We start from the raw sequence: 15,769 nt of genomic DNA, 5'->3' as shown, positions 1-15,769 counted from the left end.
ATGGTGGAAATGGCTGAATTTAAGGATGCAAAACAGCTGAACGGTCTGGCCCTCGCATATATGGGTGATGCAGTGTACGAGATATACGTACGGCATCACCTCCTTGCTGAAGGCATTGTAAGGCCCCATCAGCTCCACCGCCTTGCCAGGCAGTATGTTTCTGCAAAGGCACAGGCCAAAGTTCTGCATGAACTCATAGACGGGGGATTTTTCACAGAGGAAGAAATCTCCATTATAAAAAGAGGCAGAAATGCCAAATCGGGTACGATTCCAAAAAACACAGATGTACAAACCTACAAGCACAGCACTGCGTTTGAAGCAGTAATTGGCTATTGCTATCTTACAAAAAGAGAAACAAGGCTGCAGGAAATAGTCTCGGCAGCTCTGGAAAACATTCTCGCTGAAAGGAGGAAAACAGATGGAAAGTGAATATATCATGGGCAGAAATACGGTGATTGAAACCCTTAAATCATCAAGGGAAATCCATAAAATCTGGGTAGCTGAGAATTCCCAGAAAGGTCAGGTTCAGCAGGTGACCCGTCTGGCAGCCGAAAAAGGACTGACAATCCAGTATGTTCCCAAGAAAAAACTGGATCAGATGGTGGAGGGCAATCATCAGGGTGTGGTGGCTCAGGTAGCTGCATATGAATATGCTGAGGTGGATGACATTCTGGCTGCTGCCAGGGATAGAAATGAAGCACCTTTTATTCTGATACTGGACGAGCTTGAAGATCCTCATAACCTTGGCTCCATTATGAGGACAGCGGATGCGGTCGGTGCGCATGGCATCATCATTCCGAAGCGGAGAGCTGTTGGGCTGACTGCCACTGTAGCGAAGGCATCCACAGGAGCGATTGAATACATTCCTGTAGCAAGGGTGACGAACATAGCCAGAACCATGGAAGACCTGAAAAAAGAAGGAATATGGATTGTCGGAACGGATGCCAAGGGTTCTGATGATTATCGAAATATGGATGGCGGCATGCCGATCGGCCTCGTGATCGGGAGTGAAGGAAAAGGAATGGGAAGGCTTGTCAGGGAAGGCTGTGACTTCCTTGTGCGGCTGCCAATGGCAGGCAAAGTGACATCTTTAAATGCTTCTGTAGCTGCAGGTCTTCTCATGTATGAGGTATACCGCAAACGCCAGCCGCTGGGAGAATAAGAGGCATGGACATCCTTTTGGTAGATGGCTATAACATCATTGGTGCATGGCCGGAATTGGAGAGGCTGAAAAAAGATAATCTTGCCGAAGCAAGAGATCTGCTTGTTCAAAAAATGGCAGAATATCAGGGTTATACAGGATACCGTGTCATGATCATATTCGATGCCCATCTCGTAAAGGGTGTAGAGAAAAAATATAAAAATTACAGGGTAGAGGTCATTTATACACGGGAGAATGAAACGGCTGACGAACGGATTGAAAAACTGGCATCAGAGCTGTCCAATATTAAAACCCAGATTCATGTGGCAACTTCTGATTTTACTGAGCAGTGGGCCATTTTCGGCCAGGGAGCATTGAGGAAATCAGCACGGGAGCTGCTGACTGAAATGAACCTGATTGAAAAGCGGATTCAAAAAAAAGTAAAAAAAATTGAGGAAGGGCGACCTTCCTCAAAGATTGCTATCTCTGAAGATATCATGAAAACTTTTGAAAAATGGCGCAGGGGAGATTTATAACAGGTTGACGCTTCCAAAATATGTACTGTATAATATTGCTATCTTTTGTGCGTCCGGGGGGATCGGCTTGAACTCGCAAATCAACAAGGGTAAGGTCAACAAAGAGTTATTTCACACGATGGAAGATGATCAGATTATCGAGTTGGTTCATAATGGTGACAGTGATGCGCTGGATTATTTAATAACAAAGTACAGAAATTTTGTCCGTGCCAAGGCCAGATCGTATTTTCTAATAGGAGCTGACCGCGAAGATATTATTCAAGAAGGAATGATAGGCCTCTACAAGGCAATTCGTGACTTTAAAGAGGACAAGCTGACCTCTTTTAAGGCATTTGCAGAATTGTGCATAACCCGCCAAATTATTACCGCTATTAAAACTGCTACCCGTCAAAAACATATTCCGCTTAACTCTTATGTTTCACTAGACAAGCCCATTTATGATGAAGAATCTGACCGTACACTTATGGATGTGATCTCCGGCGCTAAAGTGATGAATCCGGAGGATCTGATTATCAATCAGGAAGAATTCGATGATATTGAACTGAAAATGGCCGAGCTGCTCAGTGACCTGGAACGAAAGGTGCTGGCCCTGTATCTTGACGGCCGTTCCTATCAGGAAATTTCCGAGGATCTGAACCGTCACGTCAAATCTATTGACAACGCTCTTCAACGGGTAAAAAGAAAGCTTGAGAGATACCTTGAGCTCCGAGAAATAAGCCTTTAATCTCAATGCTTTATTGACAGAAAAAACAAGCCTGTGATAAAGTTTTATAGAATTGCTATTATAGGTGTGATGTCACATGCGAAAAAAAGTCATACTGGCTTGCTCTGTCTGTGGAAGCCGTAATTATTCGACAATGAAGAATGTTAGTAGTTCTTTGGAACGTTTGGAGATAAAAAAGTATTGCAAGAAATGCAGCTCACAGGAAGTACATCGTGAAACCAAGTAATGCTTGCAGTGCTTGAAGGTTTTTTGACTATTTTTGGAGGTAACGTACATGCAACGATTGGTAAACTTTTTAAAAGATGTTTCCCGTGAGATGAAGAAGGTCAGCTGGCCGAAAGGAAAGGAACTGTACCGCTACACGCTGACTGTTCTTGCCACGGTAGCTTTTGCTGCAGTTTTCTTCTCGGTTGTTGATTTAGGCATTTCTTCGCTTATCCGCTTTATCCTTGAATAAATGCTGTAAAAACATGCTATAATGTAGATATTGATTAAATGTCTCAAAAACCCGTTCATCGGGTTTTTTCATTGCTTAAAAATACACTAAAAGAGGCTTTGTGAAGAAAAGGTGCTTACTCCCCCGCCCAAATACCGGGGGAAAAGCGCCTGATCTGCACAGCCGGAATATAAAGCAGGCGGGAGGGAAGGACACGTCGTCCAAACCATCATGGAAAAGAATTGGTATGTTGTTCATACATACTCAGGCTATGAGAACAAAGTAAAGGCGAATCTTGAAAAGCGCGTAGAGTCTATGGGCATGCAGGACAAGATTTTCCGGGTAATCGTGCCTGAAGAGGAAGAAACAGATTTTAAAAATGGTAAAAAGAAAGTTTCGAAGAAAAAGGTTTTTCCCGGCTACGTGATTGTGGAGATCGTTATGACTGACGATTCCTGGTATGTTGTGCGAAACACCCCGGGAGTGACAGGTTTTGTAGGTTCAGCGGGTTCAGGCTCCAAGCCGACTGCGCTTCTTCCTGAAGAAGCTGAGGTTATCCTCAAGAGGATGGGCATGGATGAACGCAACCTGGAATTTGATTTTGAATTGAAAGAAACGGTGAAAGTAGCTGAAGGCCCATTTGCAAACTTCACAGGCTCCATTGAGGAGATTGATGAAGATAAGCAAAAGCTGAAAGTGCTGGTGAATATGTTCGGCCGTGAAACCCCGGTAGAACTTGATTTTTCACAAATTAGCAAATTATAATTGAAAAGAACTTGAAATAGAATAGGAAAAGTGGTAATATTTCATAGGTCAGTATGTCTCGGTTATCCGGGACAACAAACTTGATTTTTTTTACATCATTCATATAAAGAATGAGTTTATGAGTGGGAGGGTCATCCCTATTACCACATCACGGACTTAAGGAGGTGTGTCTCGTGGCTAAAAAAGTTATAAAATTGGTGAAATTGCAAATTCCTGCTGGCAAAGCTAATCCAGCTCCGCCGGTTGGTCCTGCACTAGGTCAGGCTGGTGTGAACATCATGGGATTCTGTAAAGAATTCAATGCGCGCACAGCTGATCAGGCTGGTCTTATCATCCCGGTTGAAATCACGGTTTTTGAAGACCGTTCATTTACATTTATTACGAAAACTCCGCCCGCTGCGGTTCTTCTTAAGAAAGCTGCTGGTATTGAGTCTGGTTCAGGTGAACCAAACCGTAATAAAGTTGCGACTGTAAAACGTGACAAAGTACGTGAAATTGCTGAAACAAAAATGCCGGATCTAAACGCTGCAAACGTTGAATCTGCAATGCGTATGGTTGAAGGTACTGCACGAAGCATGGGAATTGTTATCGAAGACTAATGTTTTAAGGTGGGTTGCGGGTTTGATTTCCAAGTTCGCAACCCTTATTCGTGGGAGGTTATTCCGCTAAAACCACTAAGGAGGACTTTAAAATGGCTAAAAGAGGTAAAAAGTACGTAGAAGCTGCTAAATTAGTAGACCGTACGAAAGCTTACTCTGTTGGAGAAGCTGTAGAATTGGTTAAAAAAACAAACAACGCTAAATTTGATGCATCTGTAGAAGTTGCATTCCGTCTTGGAGTTGATCCTCGTAAAAATGATCAGCAAATCCGCGGTGCAGTAGTACTTCCAAACGGTACTGGCAAAACTCAGCGTGTTCTTGTATTCGCTAAGGGAGAAAAAGCAAAAGAAGCTGAAGCTGCTGGAGCTGACTTCGTAGGCGATTCAGAATTCATCACTAAAATTCAACAAGGCTGGTTCGACTTCGATGTAATCGTAGCGACTCCTGACATGATGGGTGAAGTTGGTAAGCTTGGCCGTGTACTTGGTCCTAAAGGCTTGATGCCAAACCCTAAAACTGGAACAGTTACGTTTGAAGTAGAGCGTGCAGTAAATGAAATCAAAGCTGGTAAAGTAGAATACCGCGTTGATAAAGCTGGAAACATACACGTGCCAATCGGCAAAGTATCTTTCGAGGATGCAAAGCTTGTTGAAAACTTCAACACAATCTACGAAACACTGCTAAAAGCAAAACCTGCTGCAGCTAAAGGGACTTACATGAAGAACGTTGCTGTTACTTCAACAATGGGACCTGGTGTGAAAGTAGACGCTTCATCTTTCTCAGCTAAATAATTCTTGACTTTATAAGTTAGGTTTGATATAGTACTAAATGTTGCTTTACTAATTTTATATCTTTTATACCGTAGACAGTAGGAGCCTGTAAGGCTTAATTTCCTACCGAGGTGTATATGTTACGAACTTGTTAATCAAATTAACTAACGTATATACAGCCTCCATGTCTATTATGGGGGCTTTTTTATTTAAAAACTCCGAACGGTATAAAGCTTTACAAGAAACTACAGGAGGTGTAACAATGAGCAGCGTAATTGAACAAAAGAAACAAATGGTTGAAGATATTACAGCTAAGCTTCGCGAAAGCAAATCTACCATCGTAGTTGACTACCGCGGTCTTACTGTATCTGAAGTAACTGAACTTCGTAAAACATTGCGTGATGCCGGCATTGAGTTCAAAGTATTCAAAAACACTTTAACACGCCGTGCTGCAGAACAAGCTGAGCTTACAGGTCTGAACGAAGCTCTTACTGGTCCAAACGCAATTGCGTTCAGCAACGAGGACGTTGTTGCGCCAGCCAAAATTTTGAATGACTTCGCGAAAAATCACGAAGCGCTTGAAATCAAAGCTGGTGTAATCGAAGGAAACATTGCAACAGTTGAGGAAATTAAAGCTCTTGCTGATCTTCCTTCAAGAGAAGGCTTGCTTTCTATGTTGCTTAGCGTACTTCAAGCTCCGATTCGCAACCTTGCACTTGCTACTAAAGCAGTTGCAGAGCAAAAAGAAGAACAAGGCGCTTAATCTCGCCCTAACGTACGAATAAATAAAAAAAACCATACGATAATCAAGGAGGAAACAAAAATGACTAAAGAACAAATCATTGAAGCTGTCAAAGAAATGACAGTTCTAGAACTTAATGACCTAGTAAAAGCAATTGAAGAAGAATTTGGTGTAACTGCTGCTGCTCCTGTAGCAATGATGGGCGGAGCTGCTGGTGGCGAAGCTGCTGCTGAGCAAACTGAGTTTGACGTAGTATTGACTGGCGCTGGCGCTCAAAAAATCAAAGTTATCAAAGCTGTTCGTGAACTTACTGGTCTTGGTTTGAAAGAAGCTAAAGAATTAGTAGACAACACTCCAAAAGCTCTTAAAGAAGCTGTTTCTAAAGAAGAAGCTGAAGAAGCAAAAGCTAAACTTGAAGAAGTTGGAGCTTCTGTAGAAGTTAAGTAATGTAAAAGAAAAGCTCGCTGTCAGTAGCGGGCTTTTTTATTCGTATTGAAATGAAATCTCCTTGCGGGAGGAATAAAAAATGAGTGACCATTATTACTCCGAAAAACCAAGTGTGAAAAGTGAACGAAAAACCTGGGAATTCACTTTAAGAGGCAAGCCATTTGTTTTTCAAAGTGATCGCGGCGTCTTTTCAAAAAATGAAGTGGACTTTGGTTCGCGGCTGCTGATTGAATCATTTATTTTTCCTGACGCTGAGGGAGATCTTCTGGATGTTGGCTGCGGGTACGGGCCAATCGGAATTTCACTTGCTGCGGAATTCCCTGATTCATTGATTGAGATGGTGGATATCAATGAGCGTGCAATACAACTTGCAAAAGATAATGCGGAGAAGAATAACATTCGCAATGTACGTATTTATCAAAGCAATCTTCTGGAGCAGACCGCCGGCAAAAAGTATGCTGCTATCTTATCAAATCCGCCGATTAGAGCCGGCAAAAAAGTTGTTCATGAAATCTTTGAAAAAAGCTTTCATCAATTGCATCCCCGCGGTGAATTATGGATTGTCATCCAGAAAAAGCAAGGTGCTCCATCCGCGCTTGATAAATTAAACGATTTGTTTGGTGAAGCGGAAGTTGTAAACAAGGATAAAGGTTATTTTATAATCAAAGCAAAAAAATCTTGACTGGTATATGGGGCTATGTTAGCATTATATAATGCCAAGATGTATAATTCCATAAGTGACTAATTTTCTATACATAATGTATAAAATTGGTTTGGCTGGAAAGACTTATAAAATAAAAAGTACGATAAAGGGACTGTGGTTTTTATTTGAAAACCCTTTTTCTTTTTTGTTTTTTAAATTGTAATAGTTTTGGAACTGATCTGTCCAATTCTATTACGAAAAATAAAATGCATGATTTGAGGGGTGAATCAGTTGACAGGTCAACTAGTTCAGTATGGACGACACCGCCAACGCAGAAGTTATGCACGTATTAGCGAAGTTTTAGACTTACCAAATCTCATTGAAATTCAAACCTCTTCATATCAGTGGTTTCTTGATGAGGGTCTGAGAGAAATGTTTCAAGATATTTCTCCAATTGAAGATTTCACTGGTAACCTCTCGCTAGAATTTATTGACTATAGTTTAGGTGAGCCAAAATACTCTGTTGAAGAATCAAAAGAGCGTGATGTCACTTATTCTGCACCTTTGCGAGTGAAAGTCCGTCTAATTAACAAAGAAACTGGTGAAGTAAAAGACCAGGATGTTTTCATGGGAGATTTCCCATTGATGACTGAAACAGGTACATTCGTCATCAACGGTGCAGAGCGTGTAATTGTTTCTCAATTAGTGCGTTCACCGAGCGTTTATTACAGCGGTAAAGTCGATAAAAATGGTAAAAGAGGCTTCTCTGCGACAGTCATTCCAAACCGCGGTGCATGGCTAGAATATGAAACAGATGCAAAAGATGTGGTTTATGTCCGCATCGACCGCACAAGAAAATTGCCGGTTACGGTTCTTTTGCGTGCCCTTGGGTTTGGCTCTGATCAAGAAATCATCGATCTGTTTGGCGAAAACGAATATCTGCGCAATACACTTGATAAAGACAATACAGAAAGCTCTGAAAAAGCGCTGCTGGAGATTTATGAGCGACTCCGCCCTGGCGAACCGCCTACAGTGGACAATGCAAAGAGCTTGCTAGAATCAAGATTTTTTGATCCTAAGCGTTATGATCTTGCAAGTGTAGGACGCTACAAAATCAACAAAAAGCTTCATATTAAAAACCGCTTATTCAACCAGCGTCTTGCTGAAACTCTAGCAGACGGAGAAACTGGCGAAATTATTGCGGAAAAAGGAACTTTAATAGACAGAAGAACGCTCGACCGCATCATTCCGAATCTTGAAAGCGGCGTAGGCTTCAAAAAGCTTGATCCTGCCGGCGGAGTAGTCGAGAATGAAGTACTTCTGCAGTCCATTAAAATCTATTCTCCTAACGACCCTGAAGGCGAGCAGGAGATAAACGTGATTGGCAATGCCTATATCGAAGAAGGCGTTAAAAACATCACACCTGCAGATATCCTTTCTTCTATCAGCTACTTCTTCAATTTGCTGCATGGAGTAGGGGATACAGATGATATTGATCATCTGGGCAACCGACGCCTCCGTTCTGTAGGAGAGCTTCTTCAAAATCAGTTCCGTATCGGTCTGTCCCGTATGGAGCGTGTTGTACGCGAAAGAATGTCCATTCAAGATACAAACACAATTACACCGCAGCAGTTAATCAACATCAGGCCTGTAATTGCATCTATAAAAGAGTTCTTTGGAAGCTCCCAGCTTTCACAGTTCATGGATCAGACAAACCCGCTTGCTGAGCTTACGCATAAGAGACGTTTGTCTGCATTGGGACCTGGTGGGCTGACTCGTGAACGCGCCGGATTTGAAGTCCGTGACGTTCACTACTCCCACTATGGCCGTATGTGTCCGATTGAAACTCCAGAGGGTCCAAACATCGGTTTGATCAACTCACTTTCCAGCTTTGCGAAAGTAAACAGATTCGGGTTTATTGAAACTCCGTACCGAAGAGTAGATCCTGAGACTGGAAAAGTAACATCAAGAATAGATTACCTGACAGCTGATGAAGAGGATAACTACGTAGTTGCACAGGCCAATGCGCGCCTGGATGACGACGGCTCTTTCCTTGATTCAGATATCGTAGCCCGTTTCCGCGGTGAGAACACTGTTGTTATCAGAGACCGCGTCGATTATATGGACGTTTCTCCTAAACAGGTAGTATCAGCTGCGACAGCTTGTATACCGTTCCTGGAAAACGATGACTCCAACCGTGCCCTAATGGGAGCAAACATGCAGCGTCAGGCAGTACCTCTTATGAATCCGGAAGCTCCAATTGTTGGAACCGGCATGGAGTATGTATCTGCCAAGGATTCAGGTGCGGCAGTCATTTGTAAATATCCGGGCGTTGTTGAAAAAGTAGAAGCGAAAAATGTCTGGGTAAGAAGATATGATGAAGTAGACGGCAGCACTGTCAAAGGAAACCTTGACCGTTACAGCCTGCAAAAATTCATCCGTTCGAACCAGGGTACATGCTACAACCAGCGCCCGATTGTAAGCGAAGGCGATGAGGTAGTAAAAGGAGAAATCCTTGCAGACGGCCCATCAATGGAAAAAGGCGAATTGGCTCTTGGCCGCAACGTGCTTGTAGCGTTCATGACATGGGACGGCTATAACTACGAAGATGCGATCATTATGAGCGAGCGTCTGGTAAAAGACGATGTTTATACATCTATCCATATTGAAGAATATGAATCAGAATCCCGTGATACAAAGCTTGGTCCTGAAGAAATTACACGTGACATTCCAAACGTTGGGGAAGATGCACTTCGCAACCTTGATGACAGAGGAATTATCCGTGTAGGGGCAGAAGTGAAAGACGGCGATCTGCTTGTAGGTAAAGTAACGCCTAAGGGAGTTACGGAGCTGACTGCAGAAGAGCGCCTGCTTCATGCAATCTTCGGTGAAAAAGCTAGAGAAGTACGCGATACATCTCTTCGTGTTCCTCATGGAGGCGGCGGTATTGTACTGGACGTGAAAGTGTTCAACCGTGAAGACGGCGATGAACTTCCTCCTGGTGTAAACCAGCTTGTCCGTGCTTACATTGTTCAGAAACGTAAAATTTCTGAAGGAGATAAAATGGCAGGACGACATGGAAACAAGGGTGTTATCTCCCGTATCCTTCCGGAAGAAGATATGCCGTATCTTCCAGACGGAACTCCGGTTGATATCATGTTAAATCCGCTTGGGGTACCGTCCCGTATGAATATCGGGCAGGTATTGGAACTGCATCTGGGAATGGCTGCACGCCAGCTGGGCATCCATGTTGCATCTTCCGTATTTGACGGAGCCCGTGAGGAAGATGTGTGGTCCACTCTTGAAGAAGCTGGAATGGCGAGAGATGCCAAAACAGTTCTTTACGATGGCCGTACAGGAGAAGCGTTTGATAACCGCGTATCTGTCGGTGTCATGTACATGATTAAACTTGCGCACATGGTTGATGACAAGCTGCATGCGCGTTCAACTGGACCATACTCACTTGTTACGCAGCAGCCGCTTGGCGGAAAAGCACAATTCGGCGGACAGCGTTTTGGTGAGATGGAGGTTTGGGCGCTCGAAGCTTATGGTGCTGCATATACACTTCAAGAAATATTAACTGTGAAATCTGATGACGTTGTAGGCCGTGTGAAAACATACGAAGCAATCGTAAAAGGCGAAAACGTTCCAGAACCTGGTGTTCCTGAATCATTCAAGGTTCTTATCAAAGAACTTCAAAGCTTGGGGATGGATGTTAAAATCCTTTCCGGCGATGAGAAGGAAATTGAGATGAGAGATCTTGAAGATGAAGAAGAAGGGCAGCAAGGCGACGGAATTTCACTAAACCAAAATGGTGAACTAGTGGAAACAAGCGTTGAAAGAGAAACAGTCACTAAGGAATAACTTTAGGCAAACAGGGTAAAACCCGCAGATCAAAAGGGAGGTAGGCCCCTTGCTAGATGTAAATAATTTTGAGTATATGAGCATTGGTCTTGCATCACCAGATAAGATTCGTTCATGGTCTTTTGGTGAAGTAAAGAAGCCAGAAACAATAAATTATCGTACTCTAAAACCGGAAAAGGACGGACTTTTCTGTGAACGCATCTTCGGTCCACAAAAAGACTGGGAATGCCATTGCGGCAAATATAAACGCGTCCGTTATAAAGGCGTTGTTTGTGACAGATGCGGAGTAGAAGTAACGAGGGCGAAAGTCCGCCGTGAACGTATGGGGCACATTGAGCTTGCTGCCCCTGTGTCTCACATCTGGTACTTCAAAGGAATTCCAAGCCGAATGGGACTTGTACTTGACATGTCCCCTCGTGCTTTGGAGGAAGTGATCTACTTTGCTTCCTATGTTGTGACAGAACCGGGAGATACACCTCTTGACAAGAAACAGCTTCTTTCTGAAAAGGAGTACCGTGCATACCGTGATAAGTATGGTGCTACTTTCCAGGCTGCAATGGGAGCAGAAGCGATTAAAAAGCTTTTGCAGGACATTGATCTGGACAAAGATGTTGAGCAGCTGAAAGAAGAACTGAAAACTTCCCAGGGCCAGCGTCGTACAAGAGCGATTAAAAGGCTGGAAGTACTCGAAGCATTCCGTAACTCAGGCAATGAGCCTTTCTGGATGATTCTTGATGTGCTTCCTGTTATACCGCCTGAGCTGCGTCCGATGGTACAGCTTGACGGAGGACGCTTTGCGACTTCTGACTTGAATGATTTGTACCGCCGTGTTATTAACCGTAATAACCGCTTAAAGCGTCTGTTGGATCTTGGTGCTCCAAGCATCATCGTTCAAAATGAGAAGCGTATGCTTCAGGAAGCAGTTGATGCCCTGATTGATAACGGAAGACGCGGCCGTCCTGTTACAGGACCGGGTAACCGTCCTCTTAAATCTCTTTCTCATATGCTGAAAGGAAAGCAGGGACGTTTCCGTCAAAACCTTCTCGGTAAGCGTGTTGACTACTCAGGCCGTTCAGTTATCGTCGTTGGTCCAAACCTGAAAATGTATCAATGCGGACTGCCGAAGGAAATGGCACTTGAGCTGTTCAAGCCTTTCGTCATGAAAGAGCTTGTTGAAAAAGGCCTTGCACATAACATCAAGAGTGCAAAGCGCAAAATTGAGCGTGTACAGCCTGAAGTGTGGGATGTACTTGAGTCTGTCATTAAGGAGCATCCGGTTCTATTAAACCGCGCACCTACTCTTCACAGACTTGGCATCCAGGCATTCGAACCAACGCTTGTAGAAGGCCGAGCCATCCGTCTTCACCCGCTTGTATGTACAGCATACAACGCTGACTTTGACGGTGACCAGATGGCGGTTCACGTGCCTCTTGCTGCAGAAGCACAGGCGGAAGCAAGAATACTAATGCTGGCTGCTCAGAACATCCTGAATCCTAAGGATGGAAAACCGGTTGTTACACCATCACAGGATATGGTTCTAGGTAACTACTACCTGACTATGGAGCGTGAGGGAGCAATCGGGGAAGGCATGATATTTAAGGATACAAATGAAGCGCTGACTGCATACCAGACTGGATATGCCCACCTTCATACAAGGGTAGCCGTTCATGCCGGATCATTAAACAATGAAACATTCACTGAAGAGCAAAATAAAATGCTTCTTGTCACTACAGTTGGAAAACTGATCTTCAACGAGATTCTTCCTAGATCATTCCCGTACATGAATGAGCCGACGAAGTTGAATATTGAAGAAAAGATGCCTGAGAAATATTTTATTGAGCCGACAGTAAACGTTAAAGAATTTATAGAAGCCCAGGAAGTCATTGACCCTTTCAAAAAGGGAGTACTAGGCGAGATAATTGCTCAGATTTTCAAAAGCTTCCAGATCACAGAAACATCAAAAATGCTGGACCGCCTGAAAGATCTTGGATTCAGATACTCTACAAAAGCAGGTATTACTGTTGGTGTATCTGATATCATCGTTCTGGCTGAAAAGCAGGAAATCCTGAAAGAAGCACAGGAAAGGGTAGATAACATATTAAAGCAGTTCAGACGCGGTCTAATCACCGAAGATGAACGCTATGAGCGTGTTATCTCAATCTGGAGTGCGGCGAAGGATACGATTCAGGGCAAGCTGATGGCGACCCTTGATGTAAGCAACCCAATCTTTATGATGAGTGATTCCGGAGCCCGTGGTAACGCATCCAACTTTACCCAGCTTGCGGGTATGCGCGGACTTATGGCGAACCCGGCCGGACGTATCATTGAGCTTCCGATCAAGTCAAGTTTCCGTGAAGGTCTGACAGTTCTCGAGTACTTTATCTCCACTCATGGAGCGCGTAAAGGTCTAGCCGATACAGCCCTGAAAACAGCTGACTCAGGTTATCTTACAAGACGACTTGTGGATGTTGCACAGGATGTTATTATCCGTGACGATGACTGTGGAACTGACAGAGGAATCCTTGCAGCTGCCATTAAAGAAGGAACAGAGGTTATTGAGCGTTTGGACGAACGTTTAATTGGACGTTTCTCCAGAAAAACAATCAAGCATCCCCAAACCGGTGAAGTAATCATGGGTGAAAACGAATTGATTACTGAAGACCTGGCAGTTGAAATCACTGAAGCAGGCATTGAAGAAGTATGGATCCGCTCTGCATTTACTTGTAACACCCGTCATGGTGTATGTAAAAAATGCTACGGCCGCAACCTTGCGACAGGTTCGGACGTTGAAGTTGGTGAAGCTGTTGGAATCATCGCAGCACAGTCTATCGGAGAGCCGGGAACACAGCTTACAATGCGTACGTTCCATACAGGCGGAGTAGCCGGAGACGATATCACACAAGGTCTTCCTCGTATCCAGGAGTTGTTTGAAGCGCGTAATCCTAAAGGGCAGGCAACGATTTCTGAAATTGAGGGCACAGTTGTTTCGCTTACGGAAGTACGTGACAAACAGCAGGAGATCGTTGTGCAAAACGATGTGGAATCACGTTCTTATACTGCTCCATACAATGCACGCCTGAAAGTAACCGAAGGCGACACTGTTGAAAGAGGGCAGGAACTGACAGAAGGTTCTATAGATCCGAAAGAATTGCTGAAAGTAAAAGATTTAAATGCCGTACAGGAATACCTGCTGAGAGAAGTTCAAAAGGTATACCGTATGCAGGGTGTTGAAATCGGCGATAAGCACGTGGAAGTAATGGTTCGCCAGATGCTTAGAAAAGTAAGAGTGTCTGATGCGGGAGATACTGACGTACTGCCTGGCTCGCTGCTGGATATTCACCAGTTTACAGATGCAAACAAAAAGGTGCTCCTGGAAGGAAAACGACCTGCATCAGGCCGTCCGGTTCTTCTCGGTATTACAAAAGCATCGCTTGAAACAGATTCATTCCTTTCTGCAGCATCATTCCAGGAAACAACGCGTGTCCTGACAGATGCAGCAATTAAAGGAAAACGTGATGAGCTTCTCGGTTTGAAAGAAAATGTTATCATAGGTAAGCTTGTTCCAGCTGGAACTGGTATGCAAAGATACAGAAAAGTCAACCCGATTCCAGAAACTCAAAGCGCAGAAGATACAGTTACTGTGGAATAAACTAAAAAACATGTTAAGAGGTGGATGTCTTGTATAAAAAATATTTTATACATGGTTGACATCCATCCTCTTAGGATGTTACTATTACAAAGGTGCTCAAATCGAAACCTGTTGCTTTGGAGGATATATCAAAAAATGTCTTATGAAAAAGTATCACAGGCAAGAAAGATTATTGTTGGTACAAAGCAAACGGTAAAAGCATTAAAGAATGATCAGGTAAGGGAACTGGTCGTTGCGGAAGACGCTGATCCGAAAGTTACTTCTAAAGTAATACAATTAGCGCAGCAAAGACAAATACCGGTCCTGAATGTTCCTTCTATGAAGAAGCTTGGAAAAGCATGCGGCATAGAAGTTGGTGCCTCTACTGTAGCAATCATTGAATAAAAACCTGTTTTTGCAGAGTCTATAAGACTAGGTTGCAAGGACTTTGTTTTTGCCCAAATATGAACCACCTGGATGTGTGGGTTTAGTAAAAAAGGAAGGGAGGAAAAAAACAATGCCTACTATTAATCAATTAGTCCGCAAGGGACGCATTAGCAAGATTGAAAAATCTAAGTCTCCTGCATTGAACAAAGGCTACAACAGCTTCAAAAAAGAGCACACTAACACTTCTTCACCACAAAAGCGCGGTGTTTGCACACGTGTTGGTACAATGACACCGAAAAAGCCAAACTCAGCACTTCGTAAATACGCTCGTGTACGCTTGACTAACGGAATCGAGGTTACTGCCTACATTCCTGGTATCGGACACAACCTGCAAGAGCACAGTGTAGTACTGATCCGCGGCGGTCGTGTAAAAGACTTACCGGGGGTACGTTACCATATTGTTCGTGGAGCGCTTGATACTGCTGGAGTTGAAAACCGTATGCAAGGCCGTTCTAAGTACGGTACAAAACGCCCTAAAGTTAAAAAATAATGAACTAAAAAAGAAGGAAACTTAAGGAAGGGAGGCTAACAAACATGCCACGTAAAGGTCCTGTAACAAAAAGAGACGTTTTGCCAGATCCGATTTACAATTCAAAGCTTGTTACACGTTTAGTCAACAGAATCATGGTCGATGGTAAGAGAGGAACTGCTCAAACAATCCTTTATACTGCGCTTGCTACTGTAAAAGAACGTACAGGCAACGACCCTATGGAAGTGTTTGAACAAGCTCTTAAAAACATCATGCCAGTTCTTGAAGTAAAAGCCCGCCGTGTAGGTGGAGCAAACTATCAAGTACCTGTGGAAGTGCGTCCTGAGCGCCGTACTACTCTAGGTCTTCGCTGGTTGGTAAACTATGCTCGTCTTCGCGGAGAAAAAACGATGGAAGAGCGTCTTGCTAACGAAATTCTTGATGCAGCAAACAACACTGGTGCATCTGTGAAAAAGCGTGAAGACACACACAAAATGGCTGAAGCTAATAAAGCATTTGCTCATTACCGCTGGTAAGATTCATAATACGTTAAAACTA

General features: G+C 43.5%; 17 protein-coding genes and 1 other annotated feature. All 17 genes read left to right on the top strand.

The features are described from left to right. The 17 genes from GJU40_RS10570 (at position 1) to rpsG (ending at position 15,747) form a co-directional block, all read left to right on the top strand. The gene (locus GJU40_RS10570; protein ID WP_246188337.1) at positions 1-429 is read left to right on the top strand and encodes a Mini-ribonuclease 3; all 429 of its coding nucleotides are present in this window, start codon (positions 1-3) and stop codon (positions 427-429) included. Beyond that, on the top strand, positions 419-1,162 hold the full coding sequence (gene rlmB, locus GJU40_RS10565; RefSeq protein ID WP_154307721.1) for a 23S rRNA (guanosine(2251)-2'-O)-methyltransferase RlmB: 744 nt from the start codon (positions 419-421) through the stop codon (positions 1,160-1,162). Before GJU40_RS10570 ends, rlmB begins: the two co-directional genes overlap by 11 nt. Before the next feature lie 5 nt (positions 1,163-1,167). Then, positions 1,168-1,677 carry an NYN domain-containing protein gene (locus GJU40_RS10560; protein WP_154307720.1) on the top strand — a complete coding sequence of 170 codons (510 nt, stop codon included), beginning with the start codon at positions 1,168-1,170 and terminating at the stop codon, positions 1,675-1,677. Between the two features lie 67 nt (positions 1,678-1,744). Further along, the gene (sigH, locus tag GJU40_RS10555) at positions 1,745-2,401 is read left to right on the top strand and encodes an RNA polymerase sporulation sigma factor SigH (protein WP_154307719.1); all 657 of its coding nucleotides are present in this window, start codon (positions 1,745-1,747) and stop codon (positions 2,399-2,401) included. Between the two features lie 76 nt (positions 2,402-2,477). Further along, positions 2,478-2,627, top strand: a complete 150-nt coding sequence (rpmG, locus tag GJU40_RS10550) for a 50S ribosomal protein L33 (protein ID WP_154307718.1) — start codon at positions 2,478-2,480, stop codon at positions 2,625-2,627. 48 nt (positions 2,628-2,675) lie between these two features. After that, a complete protein-coding gene (gene secE, locus GJU40_RS10545; RefSeq protein WP_154307717.1) occupies positions 2,676-2,858 on the top strand; it encodes a preprotein translocase subunit SecE in 183 nt (60 codons plus the stop codon). A 210-nt stretch (positions 2,859-3,068) separates the two neighbouring features. Next, positions 3,069-3,602, top strand: a complete 534-nt coding sequence (gene nusG / locus GJU40_RS10540; protein ID WP_154307716.1) for a transcription termination/antitermination protein NusG — start codon at positions 3,069-3,071, stop codon at positions 3,600-3,602. A 173-nt stretch (positions 3,603-3,775) separates the two neighbouring features. Next, the gene (gene rplK / locus GJU40_RS10535) at positions 3,776-4,201 is read left to right on the top strand and encodes a 50S ribosomal protein L11 (RefSeq protein ID WP_343031511.1); all 426 of its coding nucleotides are present in this window, start codon (positions 3,776-3,778) and stop codon (positions 4,199-4,201) included. A 92-nt stretch (positions 4,202-4,293) separates the two neighbouring features. Then, complete coding sequence (gene rplA, locus GJU40_RS10530) at positions 4,294-4,992, top strand: 50S ribosomal protein L1 (RefSeq protein WP_154307715.1); 699 nt, start codon at positions 4,294-4,296, stop codon at positions 4,990-4,992. 50 nt (positions 4,993-5,042) lie between these two features. Further along, positions 5,043-5,187 (top strand) — a sequence feature (ribosomal protein L10 leader region). A gap of 46 nt (positions 5,188-5,233) precedes the next feature. Further along, a complete protein-coding gene (gene rplJ, locus GJU40_RS10525; RefSeq protein WP_154307714.1) occupies positions 5,234-5,734 on the top strand; it encodes a 50S ribosomal protein L10 in 501 nt (166 codons plus the stop codon). Between the two features lie 60 nt (positions 5,735-5,794). Further along, complete coding sequence (rplL, locus tag GJU40_RS10520) at positions 5,795-6,160, top strand: 50S ribosomal protein L7/L12 (protein WP_154307713.1); 366 nt, start codon at positions 5,795-5,797, stop codon at positions 6,158-6,160. Positions 6,161-6,239: 79 nt separating this feature from the next. Beyond that, entirely contained in the window at positions 6,240-6,842 is a 603-nt protein-coding gene (locus tag GJU40_RS10515) for a class I SAM-dependent methyltransferase (protein WP_154307712.1), read from the top strand. Between the two features lie 252 nt (positions 6,843-7,094). Further along, positions 7,095-10,667, top strand: a complete 3,573-nt coding sequence (gene rpoB / locus GJU40_RS10510) for a DNA-directed RNA polymerase subunit beta (RefSeq protein ID WP_154307711.1) — start codon at positions 7,095-7,097, stop codon at positions 10,665-10,667. Between the two features lie 49 nt (positions 10,668-10,716). Beyond that, the gene (gene rpoC, locus GJU40_RS10505) at positions 10,717-14,316 is read left to right on the top strand and encodes a DNA-directed RNA polymerase subunit beta' (RefSeq protein WP_154307710.1); all 3,600 of its coding nucleotides are present in this window, start codon (positions 10,717-10,719) and stop codon (positions 14,314-14,316) included. 135 nt (positions 14,317-14,451) lie between these two features. Then, positions 14,452-14,700 (top strand): 50S ribosomal protein L7ae-like protein, encoded by a 249-nt coding sequence (locus tag GJU40_RS10500; protein ID WP_154307709.1) that lies wholly within the window; start codon positions 14,452-14,454, stop codon positions 14,698-14,700. A gap of 112 nt (positions 14,701-14,812) precedes the next feature. Further along, complete coding sequence (gene rpsL, locus GJU40_RS10495) at positions 14,813-15,232, top strand: 30S ribosomal protein S12 (protein ID WP_154307708.1); 420 nt, start codon at positions 14,813-14,815, stop codon at positions 15,230-15,232. A gap of 44 nt (positions 15,233-15,276) precedes the next feature. After that, positions 15,277-15,747, top strand: coding sequence for a 30S ribosomal protein S7 (rpsG, locus tag GJU40_RS10490; RefSeq protein WP_154307707.1), 471 nt, complete (start codon positions 15,277-15,279; stop codon positions 15,745-15,747). Positions 15,748-15,769: the final 22 nt, after the last annotated feature.

The organism is Metabacillus lacus (assembly GCF_009674805.1).
Lineage (GTDB): Bacteria > Bacillota > Bacilli > Bacillales > Bacillaceae > Metabacillus_C > Metabacillus_C lacus.
The sequence above is the reverse complement of the archived record's forward strand: the minus strand, read 5'-3'. Positions and strand labels throughout refer to the sequence as shown.

What these genes read in the sequence shown, in the direction of transcription:
- GJU40_RS10560 (WP_154307720.1), top strand. Translation starts at nt 1,168, where the DNA reads ATGGACATCCTTTTGGTAGATGGCTATAACATCATTGGTGCATGGCCG.
- rpsG (WP_154307707.1), top strand. Translation starts at nt 15,277, where the DNA reads ATGCCACGTAAAGGTCCTGTAACAAAAAGAGACGTTTTGCCAGATCCG.
- rplA (WP_154307715.1), top strand. Translation starts at nt 4,294, where the DNA reads ATGGCTAAAAGAGGTAAAAAGTACGTAGAAGCTGCTAAATTAGTAGAC.
- rplL (WP_154307713.1), top strand. Translation starts at nt 5,795, where the DNA reads ATGACTAAAGAACAAATCATTGAAGCTGTCAAAGAAATGACAGTTCTA.
- nusG (WP_154307716.1), top strand. Translation starts at nt 3,069, where the DNA reads ATGGAAAAGAATTGGTATGTTGTTCATACATACTCAGGCTATGAGAAC.
- rplJ (WP_154307714.1), top strand. Translation starts at nt 5,234, where the DNA reads ATGAGCAGCGTAATTGAACAAAAGAAACAAATGGTTGAAGATATTACA.
- GJU40_RS10570 (WP_246188337.1), top strand. Translation starts at nt 1, where the DNA reads ATGGTGGAAATGGCTGAATTTAAGGATGCAAAACAGCTGAACGGTCTG.
- secE (WP_154307717.1), top strand. Translation starts at nt 2,676, where the DNA reads ATGCAACGATTGGTAAACTTTTTAAAAGATGTTTCCCGTGAGATGAAG.
- rpmG (WP_154307718.1), top strand. Translation starts at nt 2,478, where the DNA reads ATGCGAAAAAAAGTCATACTGGCTTGCTCTGTCTGTGGAAGCCGTAAT.
- GJU40_RS10515 (WP_154307712.1), top strand. Translation starts at nt 6,240, where the DNA reads ATGAGTGACCATTATTACTCCGAAAAACCAAGTGTGAAAAGTGAACGA.
- GJU40_RS10500 (WP_154307709.1), top strand. Translation starts at nt 14,452, where the DNA reads ATGTCTTATGAAAAAGTATCACAGGCAAGAAAGATTATTGTTGGTACA.
- rpsL (WP_154307708.1), top strand. Translation starts at nt 14,813, where the DNA reads ATGCCTACTATTAATCAATTAGTCCGCAAGGGACGCATTAGCAAGATT.
- rlmB (WP_154307721.1), top strand. Translation starts at nt 419, where the DNA reads ATGGAAAGTGAATATATCATGGGCAGAAATACGGTGATTGAAACCCTT.